General features: G+C 73.8%; 15 protein-coding genes and 1 pseudogene. 9 read left to right on the top strand and 7 right to left on the bottom strand.

Features of this window, described 5'->3' with window-relative positions; genetic code table 11:
• Positions 1-28 precede the first annotated feature (28 nt).
• From KIF24_RS22055 to KIF24_RS22030, 7 genes are all read right to left on the bottom strand, one after another.
• A complete protein-coding gene (locus tag KIF24_RS22055) occupies positions 29-565 on the bottom strand; it encodes a nitroreductase family deazaflavin-dependent oxidoreductase (protein ID WP_221085643.1) in 537 nt (178 codons plus the stop codon).
• 82 nt (positions 566-647) lie between these two features.
• Positions 648-905 (bottom strand): hypothetical protein, encoded by a 258-nt coding sequence (locus KIF24_RS33325; protein WP_331461391.1) that lies wholly within the window; start codon positions 903-905, stop codon positions 648-650.
• Complete coding sequence (locus KIF24_RS22050) at positions 878-3,376, bottom strand: FtsX-like permease family protein (RefSeq protein ID WP_230415837.1); 2,499 nt, start codon at positions 3,374-3,376, stop codon at positions 878-880. The genes KIF24_RS33325 and KIF24_RS22050 overlap by 28 nt, the downstream gene beginning before the upstream one ends.
• Positions 3,373-4,086: an ABC transporter ATP-binding protein gene (locus tag KIF24_RS22045; RefSeq protein ID WP_221087496.1), complete on the bottom strand. Its 714-nt coding sequence runs from the start codon at positions 4,084-4,086 to the stop codon at positions 3,373-3,375. The genes KIF24_RS22050 and KIF24_RS22045 overlap by 4 nt, the downstream gene beginning before the upstream one ends.
• Positions 4,087-4,184: 98 nt before the next feature.
• Positions 4,185-4,766: a PadR family transcriptional regulator gene (locus KIF24_RS22040; protein WP_221085642.1), complete on the bottom strand. Its 582-nt coding sequence runs from the start codon at positions 4,764-4,766 to the stop codon at positions 4,185-4,187.
• Positions 4,767-4,844: 78 nt separating this feature from the next.
• Positions 4,845-5,294: a ferritin-like domain-containing protein gene (locus KIF24_RS22035; RefSeq protein ID WP_221085641.1), complete on the bottom strand. Its 450-nt coding sequence runs from the start codon at positions 5,292-5,294 to the stop codon at positions 4,845-4,847.
• On the bottom strand, positions 5,291-5,740 hold the full coding sequence (locus tag KIF24_RS22030; protein ID WP_221087495.1) for a hypothetical protein: 450 nt from the start codon (positions 5,738-5,740) through the stop codon (positions 5,291-5,293). Before KIF24_RS22030 ends, KIF24_RS22035 begins: the two co-directional genes overlap by 4 nt.
• A 219-nt stretch (positions 5,741-5,959) precedes the next feature.
• Between KIF24_RS22030 and rimP the strand changes: the two are divergent.
• From rimP to KIF24_RS21985, 9 genes and pseudogenes are all read left to right on the top strand, one after another.
• Positions 5,960-6,603, top strand: a pseudogene (rimP, locus tag KIF24_RS22025) (ribosome maturation factor RimP).
• Entirely contained in the window at positions 6,600-7,643 is a 1,044-nt protein-coding gene (gene nusA, locus KIF24_RS22020; protein WP_221085640.1) for a transcription termination factor NusA, read from the top strand. The pseudogene rimP and the gene nusA overlap by 4 nt, the downstream one beginning before the upstream one ends.
• Before the next feature lie 16 nt (positions 7,644-7,659).
• A complete protein-coding gene (locus tag KIF24_RS22015; RefSeq protein ID WP_221085639.1) occupies positions 7,660-7,968 on the top strand; it encodes a YlxR family protein in 309 nt (102 codons plus the stop codon).
• A 115-nt stretch (positions 7,969-8,083) separates the two neighbouring features.
• Entirely contained in the window at positions 8,084-11,095 is a 3,012-nt protein-coding gene (gene infB / locus KIF24_RS22010; RefSeq protein WP_221085638.1) for a translation initiation factor IF-2, read from the top strand.
• Positions 11,096-11,186: 91 nt separating this feature from the next.
• Positions 11,187-11,480 (top strand): DUF503 domain-containing protein, encoded by a 294-nt coding sequence (locus KIF24_RS22005; protein WP_221085637.1) that lies wholly within the window; start codon positions 11,187-11,189, stop codon positions 11,478-11,480.
• A 145-nt stretch (positions 11,481-11,625) separates the two neighbouring features.
• On the top strand, positions 11,626-12,117 hold the full coding sequence (rbfA, locus tag KIF24_RS22000; protein ID WP_221085636.1) for a 30S ribosome-binding factor RbfA: 492 nt from the start codon (positions 11,626-11,628) through the stop codon (positions 12,115-12,117).
• An 86-nt stretch (positions 12,118-12,203) separates the two neighbouring features.
• Positions 12,204-13,250 (top strand): DHH family phosphoesterase, encoded by a 1,047-nt coding sequence (locus tag KIF24_RS21995; protein WP_221087494.1) that lies wholly within the window; start codon positions 12,204-12,206, stop codon positions 13,248-13,250.
• Between the two features lie 65 nt (positions 13,251-13,315).
• Complete coding sequence (locus KIF24_RS21990) at positions 13,316-13,723, top strand: hypothetical protein (protein ID WP_221087493.1); 408 nt, start codon at positions 13,316-13,318, stop codon at positions 13,721-13,723.
• Positions 13,720-13,932, top strand: a complete 213-nt coding sequence (locus KIF24_RS21985) for a DUF6186 family protein (RefSeq protein WP_221085635.1) — start codon at positions 13,720-13,722, stop codon at positions 13,930-13,932. The genes KIF24_RS21990 and KIF24_RS21985 overlap by 4 nt, the downstream gene beginning before the upstream one ends.
• Positions 13,933-14,121: the final 189 nt, after the last annotated feature.

Raw genomic sequence — 14,121 nt, 5'->3', positions numbered from 1 at the left:
CGGGAGCGACCGCCCGGTCACTCCCACCCTAGAGTGGGTGGCGCCGCTCGCCCGGCCCGCCGCGCCCGTGCGGCCCGCCGGGGTTGGCCGGGCCGCCACCGACCTCCGGCACCAGCCGGAAGATCCGGATCTCCCGGCCACCGGCCCGCTCGACGTACGCCTCGTAGGCCGGCCACTCGGTGACCAGCAACCGCCACAGCCGGTCGCGCTCGGCCCCGGTCACCACCTCGGCGCGTACCGGAATCCGGCGGCCCCTGACGTCCACCTCGGCGCTCGGCTCGGCGAGCAGGTTGAGCGCCCACGCCGGCTGGTGGGTCTGACCCCAGTTGGATCCGACCACCACGTACGCGTCACCGTCCGGCACGTAGAGCAGCGGATTGCACCGTGGCTGGCCCGACCTGCGGCCGGTCGTGGTGATCAGCAGGGACGGGACGAGCCCGAGCGCCACGACCCGGCCGCGGGTCAGCCGCCCGAGGGCCCGGTCGGCGGGGACCAGCAGGCGGACGGCGGTGCCGAACCAGCGGTGCCGACCGACCCGGCGGGTGATGCTTCCCAGAACGGACACCCGGACAGTCTGCCCTCGCCGGCCCCGCCGTGCCAGGGCCGACCGGTCCCGAGTGCGGCACCTCGTGCCGGTCGACCCACGGTCAGTCCAGGCGGCGTTCCACCGGTAGCCGCGAGCGGGTGAACACCGCCGCGCCGGCCATTGCCACCAGCGGCACCGCGACCAGCACGCCGAGGGTGAGCCAGGGCATCACCAGCGGGTACGGCGGCTCGATCGGCCACCTGTCGGCGTACCGCTGGTTGGTGAAGATCAGCACGAGCACCGCGGCGGCGAGGCCGGCGACGATGCCCAGCGCCGAGCCGAGCACCGCGATCACGCCGGCCTGGCAGAGCGAGAGCAGCCGGCGTACGCCCGGACCGGCGCCGACCGCGGCGAGGGTGGACAGGTCTGCCCGCCCTCGGCGGCGGCCAGGCCGGTGGCGATGCCCGCGGCGCCCACGGTGACCGCCGCGGAGACCCCCGCCAGCAACAGCAGCAGCGGCCGGCTGTCCTGGAAGTCCCGGCTGTGCTCGACCCCGACGCCCACGGAGCCGAGCGGACGCAGCGCGGCGACGAACGCATCCTGACGCTCCCGTTCCGGCGGCTCGTCGGTCTCCATCGCCCAGCCGGTCTGCCGGGTGACGAGGCCGAGCCGGTCGGCGGCGTCGGGGGAGAGTAGCAGCCAGTGCCCGCCCAACGCGGTCTCCAGCGCGTGCCCGGGCACCGTGGCGGTGTCCGCCGGCCGGGCCTCGTCGTCGTGCTCGACCCGCAGATCCAGCCGGCCGCCGGTCAGGTAGCGGGCGTCGGTCACCACCGCCCCACCGGAGCGCAGCGTGGCGGTGGCGGCCGCGACGTCGGCCGGCTCGACCCCGGTGAGGAGCGGCAGCACCGTCCCGTCGTCCACCACCACCCGCTGGTACGAGCCGTAGAGGTCGCCGGCGGCGCCCTGGCAGCGCCGGTCGGCGCGGGCCCGGAGTTGATCCGCCGCACCGAGTCGCTCGTACGGCTGCCAGGGGCAGGCCCGGCTGGCCGGCAGCGTGGCGGTGACCAGGCAGGCGTCGAAGTCCGGCTGGCAGCCCGGCGCCACCAGCGGGACGATCGTGCCGGCACCGAGGAGTTCCCGGGCCGGCCCGGTGATCTCGGCGAGGCTGGGCGGGGCGTTCAGCGCGGGATCGCCGTTGGTGGTGACCAGGACGGTGTGGTCCGGCAGCACCGGTCGATACCGCTGGTCGGCGCGAGCCTCGTCGCTGGCCAGGAAGAGGCCGAGGGCGACGCTGCCGGCGACCGCGGCCATCACGGCGGAGATGGCCGGCGCGGCCGAGGAACGGTTGCGGCTGGCGTCGCGCACCGCGATCCGCGGCGCCAGCGGGAGGAACCGGCCGAGCCGGGCCAGCAACCCCACAAGTGTCGGGGTGGCGAAGACCAACCCGAGTTCACCCAGGACCAGCCCGGCGAGGATGACCGCCTGGGAGGTCACGGCGGCGCCGATCGCGGCCACGACGGTGCCGCCGGCGGCCAGCAGCACGCCGATGGTGAGCCACCGCCGCCGGTGCACGGGCGGGCCGCGCCGACCGGCGAGTCCGGCCACCACGTCCTGCCGGGCGGCCGTCCAGGCGGGTGCCAGCGCGGCCAGCACCCCGGCCAGCACCGCGACCAGCGCGATCACGACGAGCGCCGGCGGCCAGGCGCGGTATCCGCCGAAGCGGTGCTGGAAGATGAACTGCTCGACCAGCGGCCGGCCGGCGAACGCCGCGGCCACGCCCAGCGCGACACCGGTCGCGGCGCCGACGCAGCCCAGCACCACACCGTCGGCGAGCACCACCCGGCGCAGTTGGGCGGCGTCACCACCGGCCACGGCCACCAGCGCGAGTTCCCGCCGTCGCCGCCGCACCCCGACGGCGAACGCCGGCCCGACCAGCAGCACCACTTCGAGCAGGCCGAGCCCGCCGACCAGCACGCCGGTGCTGACCTGCTCCACGCCCATCCCCGCGACGACCGAACCGGCGGAGTCGCCGTGCAGGGTGGCCGGCACGGGCCCCCGGGCGCCGACGACGACGCCGTTGTCGTTGAGGTGCCGGAACAGTTCGTCGGTCACCGGGCCGGGCAGGTCGGCCAGGAACACCCCCTCGGCGTTCGCCTCCGGCGGGGGTGCCCCGGTGGGGTGCAGGATGGCCATGGCGGCCAGCTGCTCGGGAAGTTCGACCACGCCGACGACCGTCCAGGTGCGCCCGCCGTCCCCGGAGCTGATCCGGTCGCCGACGTCGACGTCGAGGCTGCGCCGGGCGGCCAGGTTGACCGCGATCTCGTCGGCGCCGGCCGGTGCCCGGCCCCGGTGGACCCGGCCGAACCCGCGGCCGAGCGGGTCGGTCAGGTCGACCACGGTGGCGGTGATGTCGTCGCGGATCCGGTCGGAGTGCCAGACGCTGAACGGCACCCCGCGGCGTACCGGAAGGATCCGGCTGCCGGTGGGCAGCAGCGCGGTGACCTGATCCACGGTGACCAGCCCCGGGAAGATCCCGCCGTCCCCACCGGATGCCCAACCGGCGCCGGTGGCGTCCTGCTGCACCGGGCCACGGCCCACCACCCGCAGCTCCGCGTCGGCGCTGCCGAGCCGGCGTTCCATCTGCTCGCTCGGGGTCAGCCGGGCCATGTCCACGCTGGCCGCCACGAAGCTGAGCGCCAGCACCGGCAGGATGATCATGGCCAGCACCAGCGCGGTACGTCCCCGCGCCCGCCTCGCCTCGCGGCGGGCGATGCGCAGCGCGGCCCGCCACGATCCGACGGTCTCGGCCAGCCGCACCCCGTGGAGTCGTCGGTGCGGTTCGCCGTTCACCGGCCACTGCCGCTGAGCAGGGCCTCGACGCCGGCGAACGGGGCGGTCGAGTCGACCGTCACGCCGTCGCGCAGGAAGACCACCCGGTCCGCCCAGGCGGCGTGCCGGGCCTCGTGGGTGACCAGCACCCCGGCGGCTCCGGCGTCGACGCGGCGGCGGAGCAACCGCAGCACGGCCTCGCCGGACTGCGAGTCCAGTGCCCCGGTCGGCTCGTCGGCCAGGACGAGGCGTCGCTGCCCGACCAGCGCCCGGGCGATGGCGACGCGCTGCTGCTGGCCGCCGGAGAGTTGGTCCGGGAACCGGTCGCCCAGTTCGGTCAGGCCCACCTCGGCCAGCGCCTCCGATGCCAGCCGGCGGGCCTGGCGGAGCCCCGAACCGTCCAGTTCGAGGGGAAGCGCGACGTTCTCCACCGCGCTGAGACTGCCGATGAGGTTGAGGTTCTGGAAGATGTAGCCGATCCGCCGGCGGCGCAGGCGTGCCAGTCCGCGGCGATCCAGGGCGTGCAGCGGCTGCCCTTCGACGTGCACCTCGCCGGCGGTCGGGCTGTCCAGCCCGCCGGCCAGGGTGAGCAGGGTCGACTTGCCGGAACCGGAGGGCCCCATCACGGCGACCAGTTCGCCGGGACGCACCACCAGGCTCACCCCGCGCAGGGCCTGCACCGCCGCCGGGCCGCTGCCGTGGGTGCGATGGACGTCACGCAGGTCGAGCACGGCTCCCGCGGTCGCCGCGGATGTGCCGCCGGGCGTACCGGCGGTGCCGGAGGCGGCGCCGTGGTCCGGGGCGGCCGGCCCCCGCCCGCCGGTGGCGCTCACCGTCGTGCCTCCTCACCGTTACGGCCCACCGCCTCGGAGAGGTGCGCTGGGCCGGTGACCGGGGGGCGGTGCCGCACCAGGCTGGTCTCGCAGTGGTCGAGCCAGCGCACCTCGGCCTCGGCCTGGAACACCATGGCGTCCAGCACCAGCCGCCACGGTAGGTCCTCCGGGCGGTCACTGGAGTACTTCAGCCGGGTCAACTCCTGCAACGCACGCATGGTCGCGGTCCGCTGGGTCTGCACCACCGTGCGGACGTCGACCCCGGGCGTGGTCAACGCCAGCGCCAGCTTGATCGCCAGCTCGTCGCGGGGGCGCTCGTTGCGGCTGATCGGGGTCGCGAACCACAGGGCCAGGTCGGTCCGCCCGGCCTCGGTGATCTCGTACGGTCGCTGCCCGGCCTCACTCTCCGGCAGCGACCGCACCAGTCCGTCCCGTTCGAGCCGGGACAGCGTCGTGTAGACCTGCCCGATGTTCAGCGGCCAGGTAGAGCCGGTCGACTCCTCGAAGGCGGCCCGTAGCTGGTAGCCGTACATCTGCCCCCGTTCGAGCAGGGCGAGCAGGCCGTGACGGATGGACATGGAACCGGAGTATGCATACCTGGTATGCCGATCGCAACCGGTGCCGGCGTGACCCGGCCTACCCCACGCCCTCGGCGGTCAGCCGGGGCGACCCGGGAACGGCACGGTGATCGGGGTCGTCCCGGCACTGCGCCGCCACCGGGTCGCCCGCACCGCGTACTCCACCAGGGCGGCCAGCGCCCGGTCCCGGTCGGCGCCGGTGCTCGCCGGCAGCGCCGCCCGCCAGAACGCGGCGGTGCGCTCCTCCACCTGCACCGCGAGCCGCAGCGCGCTGGCCCGGTCGGTGACCGGGAAGGGCAGGGCATAGCCGGGCCGGTCCGGCGGGACGCCGCCGCCGGCGGCGCTCAGGTGCACCACCAGGGCGTCCCGTCGGCTTCGATGAGCGGCCTCCGCCTCGGCCGCGGCCTTGCGTTCGGCTCCGGACAGGCGTACCCCGATGGGACCGTAGGCCCAGATCGCGGCGTACTCGGCGGTCAGCGCCCCGGCGAGCGCCTCGGCGGGTGCCGTCGGCGTGTTCAGCTCACTCATCGGAGGGCCTCCAGGTGGGTGGCGCGCGCGGCGGCGACCGAGCCGAGCAGCGCGGCGCGCTCGGCGGGCGCCGCCAGGCAGGCCCGGGTGGCCGAGTCCCGACCGTCGCGTTCCGCCTGCCGAAGTGCGCTCAGCGTGGCCGGCCGGTCGGCTGGCGGCGCGCCCGTCGCGGACGCGGTGGCCGGCGCGATGGTCGCGACACCGGCCACCCGGGCGAGTTCCACGGCGTGCGCCTCGTGCGCCTCGGCGAGCGGGAGGAGCCGGGCGGACAGGTCGGGATGGGCGACCGCGGCCGCCCGGAGCCCCGCCGCGAGTCGCAACGACTCGTCGACCAGCGGGGTGAGCGGATCCGGTGCCGGTGGCGGTGCGTCGCGGTCGAGCAGTCCACAACCGGTCAGCGGCGCGGCGGCCGCACCGAGCGCCAGCAGCGCACCGACCCGCAGCACCGCGCGTCGGGAAGGCTCGGACGATCCGTCCTGCCGAGTCGTTCTGCCCATCACCACCGGACAAGTCAACACCATCGCGGCGACCCGGGTACGACGGCGGCGTCGGTGCGCCGCTCGGGCCGTCGTCGCGGCGGCGCGTTACGCTCTGCGCAGCCACCGGCGCGTCCGTACCGGTGGCGTGCCGGCATGGTCGCCGGCAACCAGCGGAAAGGTCCGGAGATGACGCAGCGTGGCCGTGCCACCAGAACGACGGGGCGACCCCGCGGTGGGCCGGCTCCGCGGGCGGGCCAGGCCTCCGGGGTGACCTCACCGCCCGCCGCGAGCGGCTGCGCGCCGTGATCGCACCGGTGGTCGCCGCCGTCGGCTACGACCTGGAGGATCTGTCCGTGTCCCGGGCCGGCCGCCGGCACGTGGTTCGCGTGATCGTCGACGCCGACGGCGGGATCAACCTGGACGCGGTGGCCGAGGTGTCCCGGGCCGTCTCGGCGGCGCTGGACGCGGCCGAGGAGAGCGGGGGTGACATCGTCGCCGGGGAGTACCAGCTCGAGGTCAGCTCGCCGGGCGTCGACCGCCCGCTGACGCTGCCCCGGCACTGGCGACGCAACGTCGGCCGGTTGGTCCGGGTGACCGTGCGCGCCGCCGGGACGGCGTCCGGGCAGCCCGAGGGTGACCGCCAGGTCACCGGACGGGTGGCCGGCGCCGACGACGAGCGGGTGGTGCTGGAGACCGACGCCGACCGCGCGGAGTGGTCCTATGCCGACCTCGGCCCGGGCCGGGTGCAGGTCGAGTTCACCCGCCTCGACGAACTGGCCGAATCGGAAGACGTCGACGACGATGACGATGTGGAGGACGAGGAGAGGTGAACATCGACCTCGCGGCGCTGCGCGCACTGGAGCGCGAGCGGGAGATCCCGTTCGACACGATCCTCGCGGCGATCGAGACCGCGCTGCTGACCGCGTACCGGCACACCGAGGGTGCCGAGCCGCACGCCCGGGTGGAGATCGACCGTAAGACCGGCGCGGCCCTGGTCTACGCCCAGGAGTTGAGTCCGGAGAGCGCCGTGGTGCGGGAGTGGGACGACACTCCGCACGACTTCGGCCGGATCGCCGCCATGACCGCCAAGCAGGTGATCCTCCAGCGCCTGCGGGAGGCCACCGACGAGGTGCACTTCGGCGAGTACGTCGGCCGCGACGGTGACCTGGTCACCGGGGTGGTGCAGGCGCACGAGGCGCGGTCCGAAAAGGGTATCGTCACCGTCGATCTGGGCAAGCTGGAGGGCGTGCTGCCGCAGTCGGAGCAGGTGCCCGGCGAGCGGTACACCCACGGTGAGCGGATCCGCTGCGTGATGGTGCACGTGGCCAAGGGAATGCGTGGACCGCAGATCACGTTGTCGCGGACGCACCCGAATCTGGTGAAGAAGCTCTTCGCCCTGGAGGTGCCGGAGATCGCGGACGGCACGGTCGAGATCGGTGCGATCGCGCGTGAGGCCGGTCACCGTACGAAGATCGCCGTGCGGTCCACCACGCCGGGGGTCAACGCCAAGGGTGCCTGCATCGGCCCGATGGGTCAGCGGGTCCGGGCGGTGATGAGCGAACTGCACGGTGAGAAGATCGACATCATCGACTGGTCGGATGATCCGGCCACCTTCGTCGGCAACGCCCTCTCCCCGGCCAAGGCGCTGCGGGTGGAGGTGGTCGACCTGGCCAACCGGGCCGCCCGGGTGACCGTTCCCGACTTCCAGCTTTCGCTGGCGATCGGGCGGGAGGGGCAGAATGCCCGACTTGCTGCCCGGTTGACCGGTTGGCGGATCGACATCCGTTCCGACGCCGAGCAGCCGGGTCCGACCGGGCGGGCCGCAGCCGATCCCGTCCGGGAACCGGGCGGAGCGGTGTCGGGCAGCTAGGGGTAGACTTCCACCAGTGGCACGACGCGCGCGGCCGGAGCGCACCTGTGTGGGTTGCCGACGGCGCGCGCCGGCCGGTGAACTGCTGCGGATCGTCGCGATCGGTGACGAGGCTGACTTCAGCCTCCAACCCGATCCGGCCCGCAGTCTGCCGGGTCGGGGAGCGAACATGCACCCGGATCCGGCTTGCTTCGCGCAGGCGGTGCGGCGCCGTGCCTTCGGGCGTGCGCTGCGGGTCGCCGGGGTCCCGGATGACGGGGCCCTCGCGGAGTACCTGACGCGTCAACCACCACGTCCGGTCACCCGACCGGGCGAGGGTCGCTAGCAAGGTAGGACGACCGACATGAGCACACGATGAAGTCCCAGAAATGACCAGGCTTCAAGTGCACGAGTGAGGTTGCTGCGGGTGCTGCCCGCACGACCTCGGAGTGAGGAGTGCAGTGGCAGGTAAGGCCCGCGTACACGAGCTTGCAAAGGAGCTCGGGGTCGAAAGCAAGACCGTTCTCGCCAAGCTGAAAGAGATGGGCGAGTTCGTCAAGTCCGCGTCCAGCACCGTCGAGGCGCCCGTCGCCCGGCGGCTGCGCACCGCGTTCGTCGCCTCGGGCGGCCCTGGTGCTCCGGCGGCTGCGCCGCCGGCCGCACCGGCTCCGACGGCGTCACCGACCCCGTCGCCGACCCCCGGCGAGCCCCGGGTCACCGCCAAACCGACGCCGCCACGGCGTCCGGCGGCGCCCGGGCCGAAGCCGAAGGGCCCGGTGCCCGGTCCGCCGTCACCGGCGGCCCCGGTCGCCAAGCCGGCGAGTGCTCACGACATCGAGGTGGCCGCCGCCGAGGCGCGCGCCGCCGCACTGAAGGCTGAGCAGGAGGCCGCGGTCAAGGCCGCTCAGGCCGCCCGCCAGCAGCAGCGGGACAATGTCCGCCGGGAGCCCCCGGCAGACGGTGGCTCCCGTCCAGGTCCAGGTCCAGGTCCAGGTCCGGGCCCACGGCCCGGCCCGGCGGCCATGCCGCCCTGCCCGGGTTCCCCGGCCGCGGGTCGTCCCGGTGGGCCCAACCCGGGTCCGGGTGGCCGGCAGGGTCGCCCGCCGGCGCGCGGCGCCGGTAACAATCCCTTCGGTATCCAGGGCAGCCAGCAGCGTCCGCCGGCCGGCGGTGCCGGTGGTTCGCGGCCGAGTCCGGCGTCCATGCCGCCGCGGCCCAGCCCCGCCTCGATGCCGCCGCGGCCGAGTCCGGCGTCGATGCCGAGCCAGCGTCCCGGTCGCCCGGGTGGCCCGGGTGCCGGTCGTCCCGGTGGCGGTGCCGGTCGTCCCGGTGGCGGTGGCGGTGGTGGCGGCGGCGGTGGTTACCGCGGCGGTCCCGGCGGTGGTGGCGGCGGCGGTGGTTACCGCGGCGGTCCCGGCGGTGGTGGCGGCGGCGGTGGTTACCGCGGCGGTCCCGGCGGCGGTGCCGGTGGCGGCGGCTTCCGTCCGGGCGCGCCGGCTGGTGGCGGCGGTCGTCCGGGTGGCGGTGGCCGTGGTCGTGGCGGCGGCGCGGCGGGTGCCTTCGGGCGTCCGGGTGGCAAGCCGACCCGTGGCCGCAAGTCCAAGAAGCAGCGCAGACAGGAGTTCGACAACCTGTCGGCCCCGACCATGAGCTCGGGTGCTCCCCGGGGTCAGGGGCAGACGGTCCGGCTCTCCCGTGGCGCCTCGCTGTCGGACTTCGCCGACAAGATCAACGCCAACCCCGGCTCGCTGGTCCAGGAGATGTTCAACCTGGGCGAGATGGTCACGGCGACCCAGTCGTGCTCCGACGACACTCTGCTGCTGCTGGGTGAGCACCTTGGTTTCAACGTGCAGATCGTCAGCCCGGAGGACGAGGATCGCGAGCTGCTCGCGCAGTTCAACATCGACCTCGACGCCGCGGTGGCGAAGGACCGCCTGGTCAGCCGGGCGCCGGTGGTGACCGTCATGGGTCACGTCGACCACGGTAAGACCAAGCTGCTCGACGCGATCCGCAAGGCGAACGTCGTCGCGGGCGAGGCCGGGGGCATCACCCAGCACATCGGTGCCTACCAGGTCCACGTCCCGCACGAGGGCGAGGACCGCGCGGTGACCTTCATCGACACCCCGGGTCACGAGGCGTTCACCGCCATGCGTGCCCGTGGTGCGCAGGTGACGGACATCGTGATCCTGGTGGTCGCGGCCGACGACGGGGTGATGCCGCAGACGATCGAGGCGCTGAACCACGCCAAGGCGGCTGAGGTGCCCATCGTGGTGGCGGTCAACAAGGTCGACAAGCCCGAGGCGAACCCGGACAAGGTCCGCCAGCAGCTGACCGAGTACGGCCTGGTCGCCGAGGAGTACGGCGGCGAGACCATGTTCGTCAACGTGGCCGCGAAGCCCGGCATCGGCATCGAGGAGCTGCTCGAAGCGGTGCTGCTGACCGCCGACGCGTCGTTGGAGCTGACCGCTCCGACCGACGGGCCGGCGCAGGGTGTGGCCATCGAGGCGCACCTGGACAAGGGCCGCGGTGCGGTGGCGACGGTGCTGGTGCAGAAGGGCACCCTGCGGGCGGGCGACTCGATCGTCGCTGGCGGGGCGCACGGCCGGGTTCGGGCGATGCTCGACGAAAACGGCAACCAGCTCGCCGAGGCCGGTCCGGCACGTCCGGTCATGGTCCTCGGTCTGACCGCGGTGCCGGGCGCGGGCGACACCTTCCTCGCCGCGGCGGACGACCGCACGGTGCGGCAGATCGCCGAGCAGCGCCAGGCGCGACGGCGGGCGGCGGCCTTCGCCAACTCCCGTGGTCGGGCCACGCTTGAGACGCTCATGGAGCAGCTCAAGGAGGGCGAGAAGACGTCGCTCAACCTCATCCTCAAGGGTGACGTCTCCGGTTCGGTGGAGGCCCTGGAGGACGCGCTGTTCAACCTCGACATCCCCGAGGAGGTCCAGCTCAAGGTCCTCGACCGGGGCGTCGGCGCGATCACCGAGAGCAACGTCATGCTCGCGAGTGCCTCGTCCGAGCCGGTCACGATCATCGGCTTCAACGTGCGGGCCTCCAACAAGGTCCGTGAGATGGCCGACCGCGAGGGCGTGGAGATCCGGTATTACACCGTCATCTACCAGGCCATCGAGGAGATCGAGGCGGCGCTCAAGGGCCTGCTCAAGCCGGAGTACGAGGAGGTCGAGCTCGGCACCGCGGAGATCCGCGACGTGTTCCGCTCGTCCAAGATCGGCAACATCTCCGGTTGCATCGTCCGGTCGGGCATCATCCGGCGCAACGCCAAGGCGCGTCTGCTGCGCGACGGCGCGGTGGTGGCGGACAACCTCACCGTCAGCTCGCTCAAGCGGTTCAAGGACGACGCGACGGAGGTTCGCGAGGGCTTCGAGTGTGGTCTGACCCTGGGTGGTTACAACAACGTCCAGGTCGGCGACGTGATCGAGACCTTCGAGATGCAGGAGAAGGTTCGCGCCTGATCCTGCGGTGACGCACTGATCAAGGGGTTTACGCCGGCCGGCGTAAACCCCTTGATCATGTGGGGTGGGGTGCGGGTAGTGTCCGCAGACGATGTTCATCGCAACTGCTGTGTTCGACCTGCTGCTGCCGGGCGACTCCCGGTCGCTGAAGGCCAAGAGATCCTACGTACGGCCGATCGTCGCCGCGCTACGGCGTTTCGAGGTGTCGGCGGCCGAGGTGGGCGCGCTCGACCTGCACGGGCGGGCGGAGATAGGCGTGGCGGTGGTGGCCGCCGAGGCGGCGCACGCGCGGGAGGTGCTCGACTCCTGCGAGCGCCTGGTGGCCGGCCGGCCGGAGGTCGAGCTGCTGTCGGTGCGCCGTCGGCTGCACGGCGACGACGACTGAAGCGTGGCGGGTGCCGTCACCTGCCGCCCCGCGCGCGGGCGCGGGCGGCGCGGGTAGGGTTCGAGGTGTTGGGGTCGGTCCGGGCACCGGTGACGCTGGCGTCACCGGCTCCGGCCGGCAGCGGGACGCCGTGGAGGTGGCGCAGATGACGGATCCGGCCAAGGTACGCCGGCACGCGGAGCGGGTGCGTGAACTGGTCGCGTCGGTGGTGCGGAGCCAGATCAAGGATCCTCGGCTCGGCATGATCACCATCACCGACGCCCGGATCACCGCCGACCTGCGCGACGCCACGGTCTTCTACACCGTGCTCGGTGACGCAGCGGCGCAGGCAGGCACCGCCGCCGCGCTGGACAGCGCCAAGGGCCTGCTGCGCAGCACCGTCGGCAAGGCTCTCGGGCTGCGCCACTCGCCGACCCTCACCTTCGTCCTCGACGACGTGCAGGACCAGGTCAAGCACATCGACGACCTGCTCGCCGCGGCCCGCAACGCCGACGCCGAGGTGCAGCGCCTCGCCGCCCGGGCCGAGTACGCCGGTGAGCCCCAGCCGTACCGCATCGAGGATGAGGACGAGGCCGGGGACGGTGACGCCGATGTGAACGAAGGCGCCGACCAGGCCCGGGGCGGGGACCAGCGGTGACGATCTCCTCCGGCGGCGCCCTGACGAAGGCGGGCCCGGCCGCGGTGACACCACCCGGCCAGTCCGAACCGGTCGCCGCGCCGGCCCTGGCCGACGCGCCGGCGCCGGGCGCGCCGACGGAGGCCGACTGGGCCGCCGCGGTCGCGGCGGTGCGGCAGTTGCCCGCCGACGGCCGGGTGCTGCTGATCTGCCACGTCAACCCGGACGGCGACGCACTGGGCAGCATGCTCGGCTTCGGGCTCGGGCTGCGGCGGCTCGGCGTACACCGGTTGCAGGCGACCTTCCCCGGCCCGCCGGAGGTGCCCGAACCGCTGGGCGGCCTGCCCGGCCTGGAGCTGCTGGTGCCGGCGTCCGACGCCGCCGCCGAGCCGGACCTGATCATCTGCTTCGACGCGGCGAGTGACTCGCGGCTGGGCGAGCTGGCCGGCCGGCTGGGCGGCCGGGGCACCACCCTGGTGCTCGACCACCACGCCTCCAACACCGGCTTCGGCGACGTGAACCTGGTCGACCCGGCCGCGGCGGCGACCTCGGTGGTCGCCGAGCAGTTGCTCGACCGGCTCGGCGTACCGGTGGACGCGGGCATCGCCGAGTGCCTTTATGTGGCGTTGAGCACCGACACCGGCTCGTTCCGGTTCGACGCGACCACCCCCGCCGTGCACGAGATGGCGGCTCGCCTGCTGGCCACCGGGATCCGTCCGGGTGACATCTCCCGGAGGGTGTTCGACAGCCGGCCGTTCGGCGCGGTGCGGCTCTTCGGCGAGGTGCTCGGCCGGGCCCGGCTCGAGCCCGAGGCGGCGGCCGGGCACGGCCTGGTCTGGACCTACGCGACCCTGGACGACCTGGCCCGGCACGAGCAGCGACCGTACGTGCTGGAGGCCCTGATCGACCCGGTGCGGTGCACCGCCGAGGCCGATGTGAGTTGCGTGGTCAAGCAGACCGCGCCGGATCTGTGGGCGGTCTCGCTGCGCAGCAAGGGCGCCACAGACGTCAGCCGGGTGGCGGTCGCCCTGGGCGGCGGTGGGCATCGCCTCGCCGCGGGCTTCACCGGCCGCGGCACGGTCGACGAGGTGGTCGAGCGGATCCGGACGGAGCTGACGACGGTCCTGGCGAACGGCGGCGACCGGCAGGGGTGATTTCAGGGACAGCTCCGGGGAGTGTCGGGGTTTCGGCACCGGGACAGGGCGGGGAGAATCGGATGATGGAGCAGCCCCACGACCTCACCGTCGAGGCCCCCCGCACCTGGGAGCGGCCGGTCGTCTGCGTGCCGGTGCTCGTGGCCCTGTCCCTGGTCGGTGGTCGCTTCGCGTCCTTCTCGACCGAGGCCAACGTCTACGTGTTCGGTGCCGGTGGGGCGCTGATCTGGCTCGGGTTGTCCAACCGGGTGCCGCGTCGTCCGGCGCCACAGCGGCTGAGTTCCGGCGCGGTCTGGTGGACGCTGCCGGTGGTGGTCTTCGGGATCTTCGAGGGGGCCACCTTCTTCGCGGCCGCCGGTGACGACTTCCCCACCTTCTCCCAGCTCGCCGATCCGCTGCTGGAGGACCGGCTGGTCCGATCCGCGGCGTGGCTGGCGTGGCTGTCGGCGTTCTGGGGGCTGGCGCGGCGATGATTCGGGCACTGGCGATCGGCGGATTCCTGGTCGGGTTGGCGCTGTTCGGTCTGGTCGAGTGGCTGGCCCGGCGGGAGGGGTCACGGATACCGACGCTCGGCGAGGTCTGTGCGTACGTCATGCGGTACGAGGTGGGCCCGGTGCCGGTGGGCCGGATCGGGTTGTTCGGCTTCTGGTGGTGGATCGGCTGGCACTTCCTGGCCAGGTGACCGGGAGCTGACGTCCAGATGGCGGGAACAGCACGCACCATGTGGACCTGAACGATAACTTGGGAAACGGTCGGCGCCGCTTCGGCGCAGGTCAGGGGGCGGAGCCATACCCGGCGTCGCCTCTGTCAGGGTCGACCGACCCGGGCCACCACGCCGCCCACCCACCGTTCCGGTGACCCCGGATCCGGT

Source organism: Micromonospora tarapacensis (genome assembly GCF_019697375.1).
In the GTDB taxonomy this organism is placed as follows: Bacteria; Actinomycetota; Actinomycetes; order Mycobacteriales; family Micromonosporaceae; genus Micromonospora; species Micromonospora tarapacensis.
Note: the sequence above shows the minus strand (reverse complement) of the source record. Positions and strands in the feature narration are given on the sequence as shown.

What these genes read in the sequence shown, in the direction of transcription:
- KIF24_RS22040 (WP_221085642.1), bottom strand. Translation starts at nt 4,766, where the DNA reads ATGTCCATCCGTCACGGCCTGCTCGCCCTGCTCGAACGGGGGCAGATG.
- KIF24_RS22035 (WP_221085641.1), bottom strand. Translation starts at nt 5,294, where the DNA reads ATGAGTGAGCTGAACACGCCGACGGCACCCGCCGAGGCGCTCGCCGGG.
- KIF24_RS22005 (WP_221085637.1), top strand. Translation starts at nt 11,187, where the DNA reads ATGTTCATCGCAACTGCTGTGTTCGACCTGCTGCTGCCGGGCGACTCC.
- rbfA (WP_221085636.1), top strand. Translation starts at nt 11,626, where the DNA reads ATGACGGATCCGGCCAAGGTACGCCGGCACGCGGAGCGGGTGCGTGAA.
- KIF24_RS21990 (WP_221087493.1), top strand. Translation starts at nt 13,316, where the DNA reads ATGGAGCAGCCCCACGACCTCACCGTCGAGGCCCCCCGCACCTGGGAG.
- KIF24_RS21985 (WP_221085635.1), top strand. Translation starts at nt 13,720, where the DNA reads ATGATTCGGGCACTGGCGATCGGCGGATTCCTGGTCGGGTTGGCGCTG.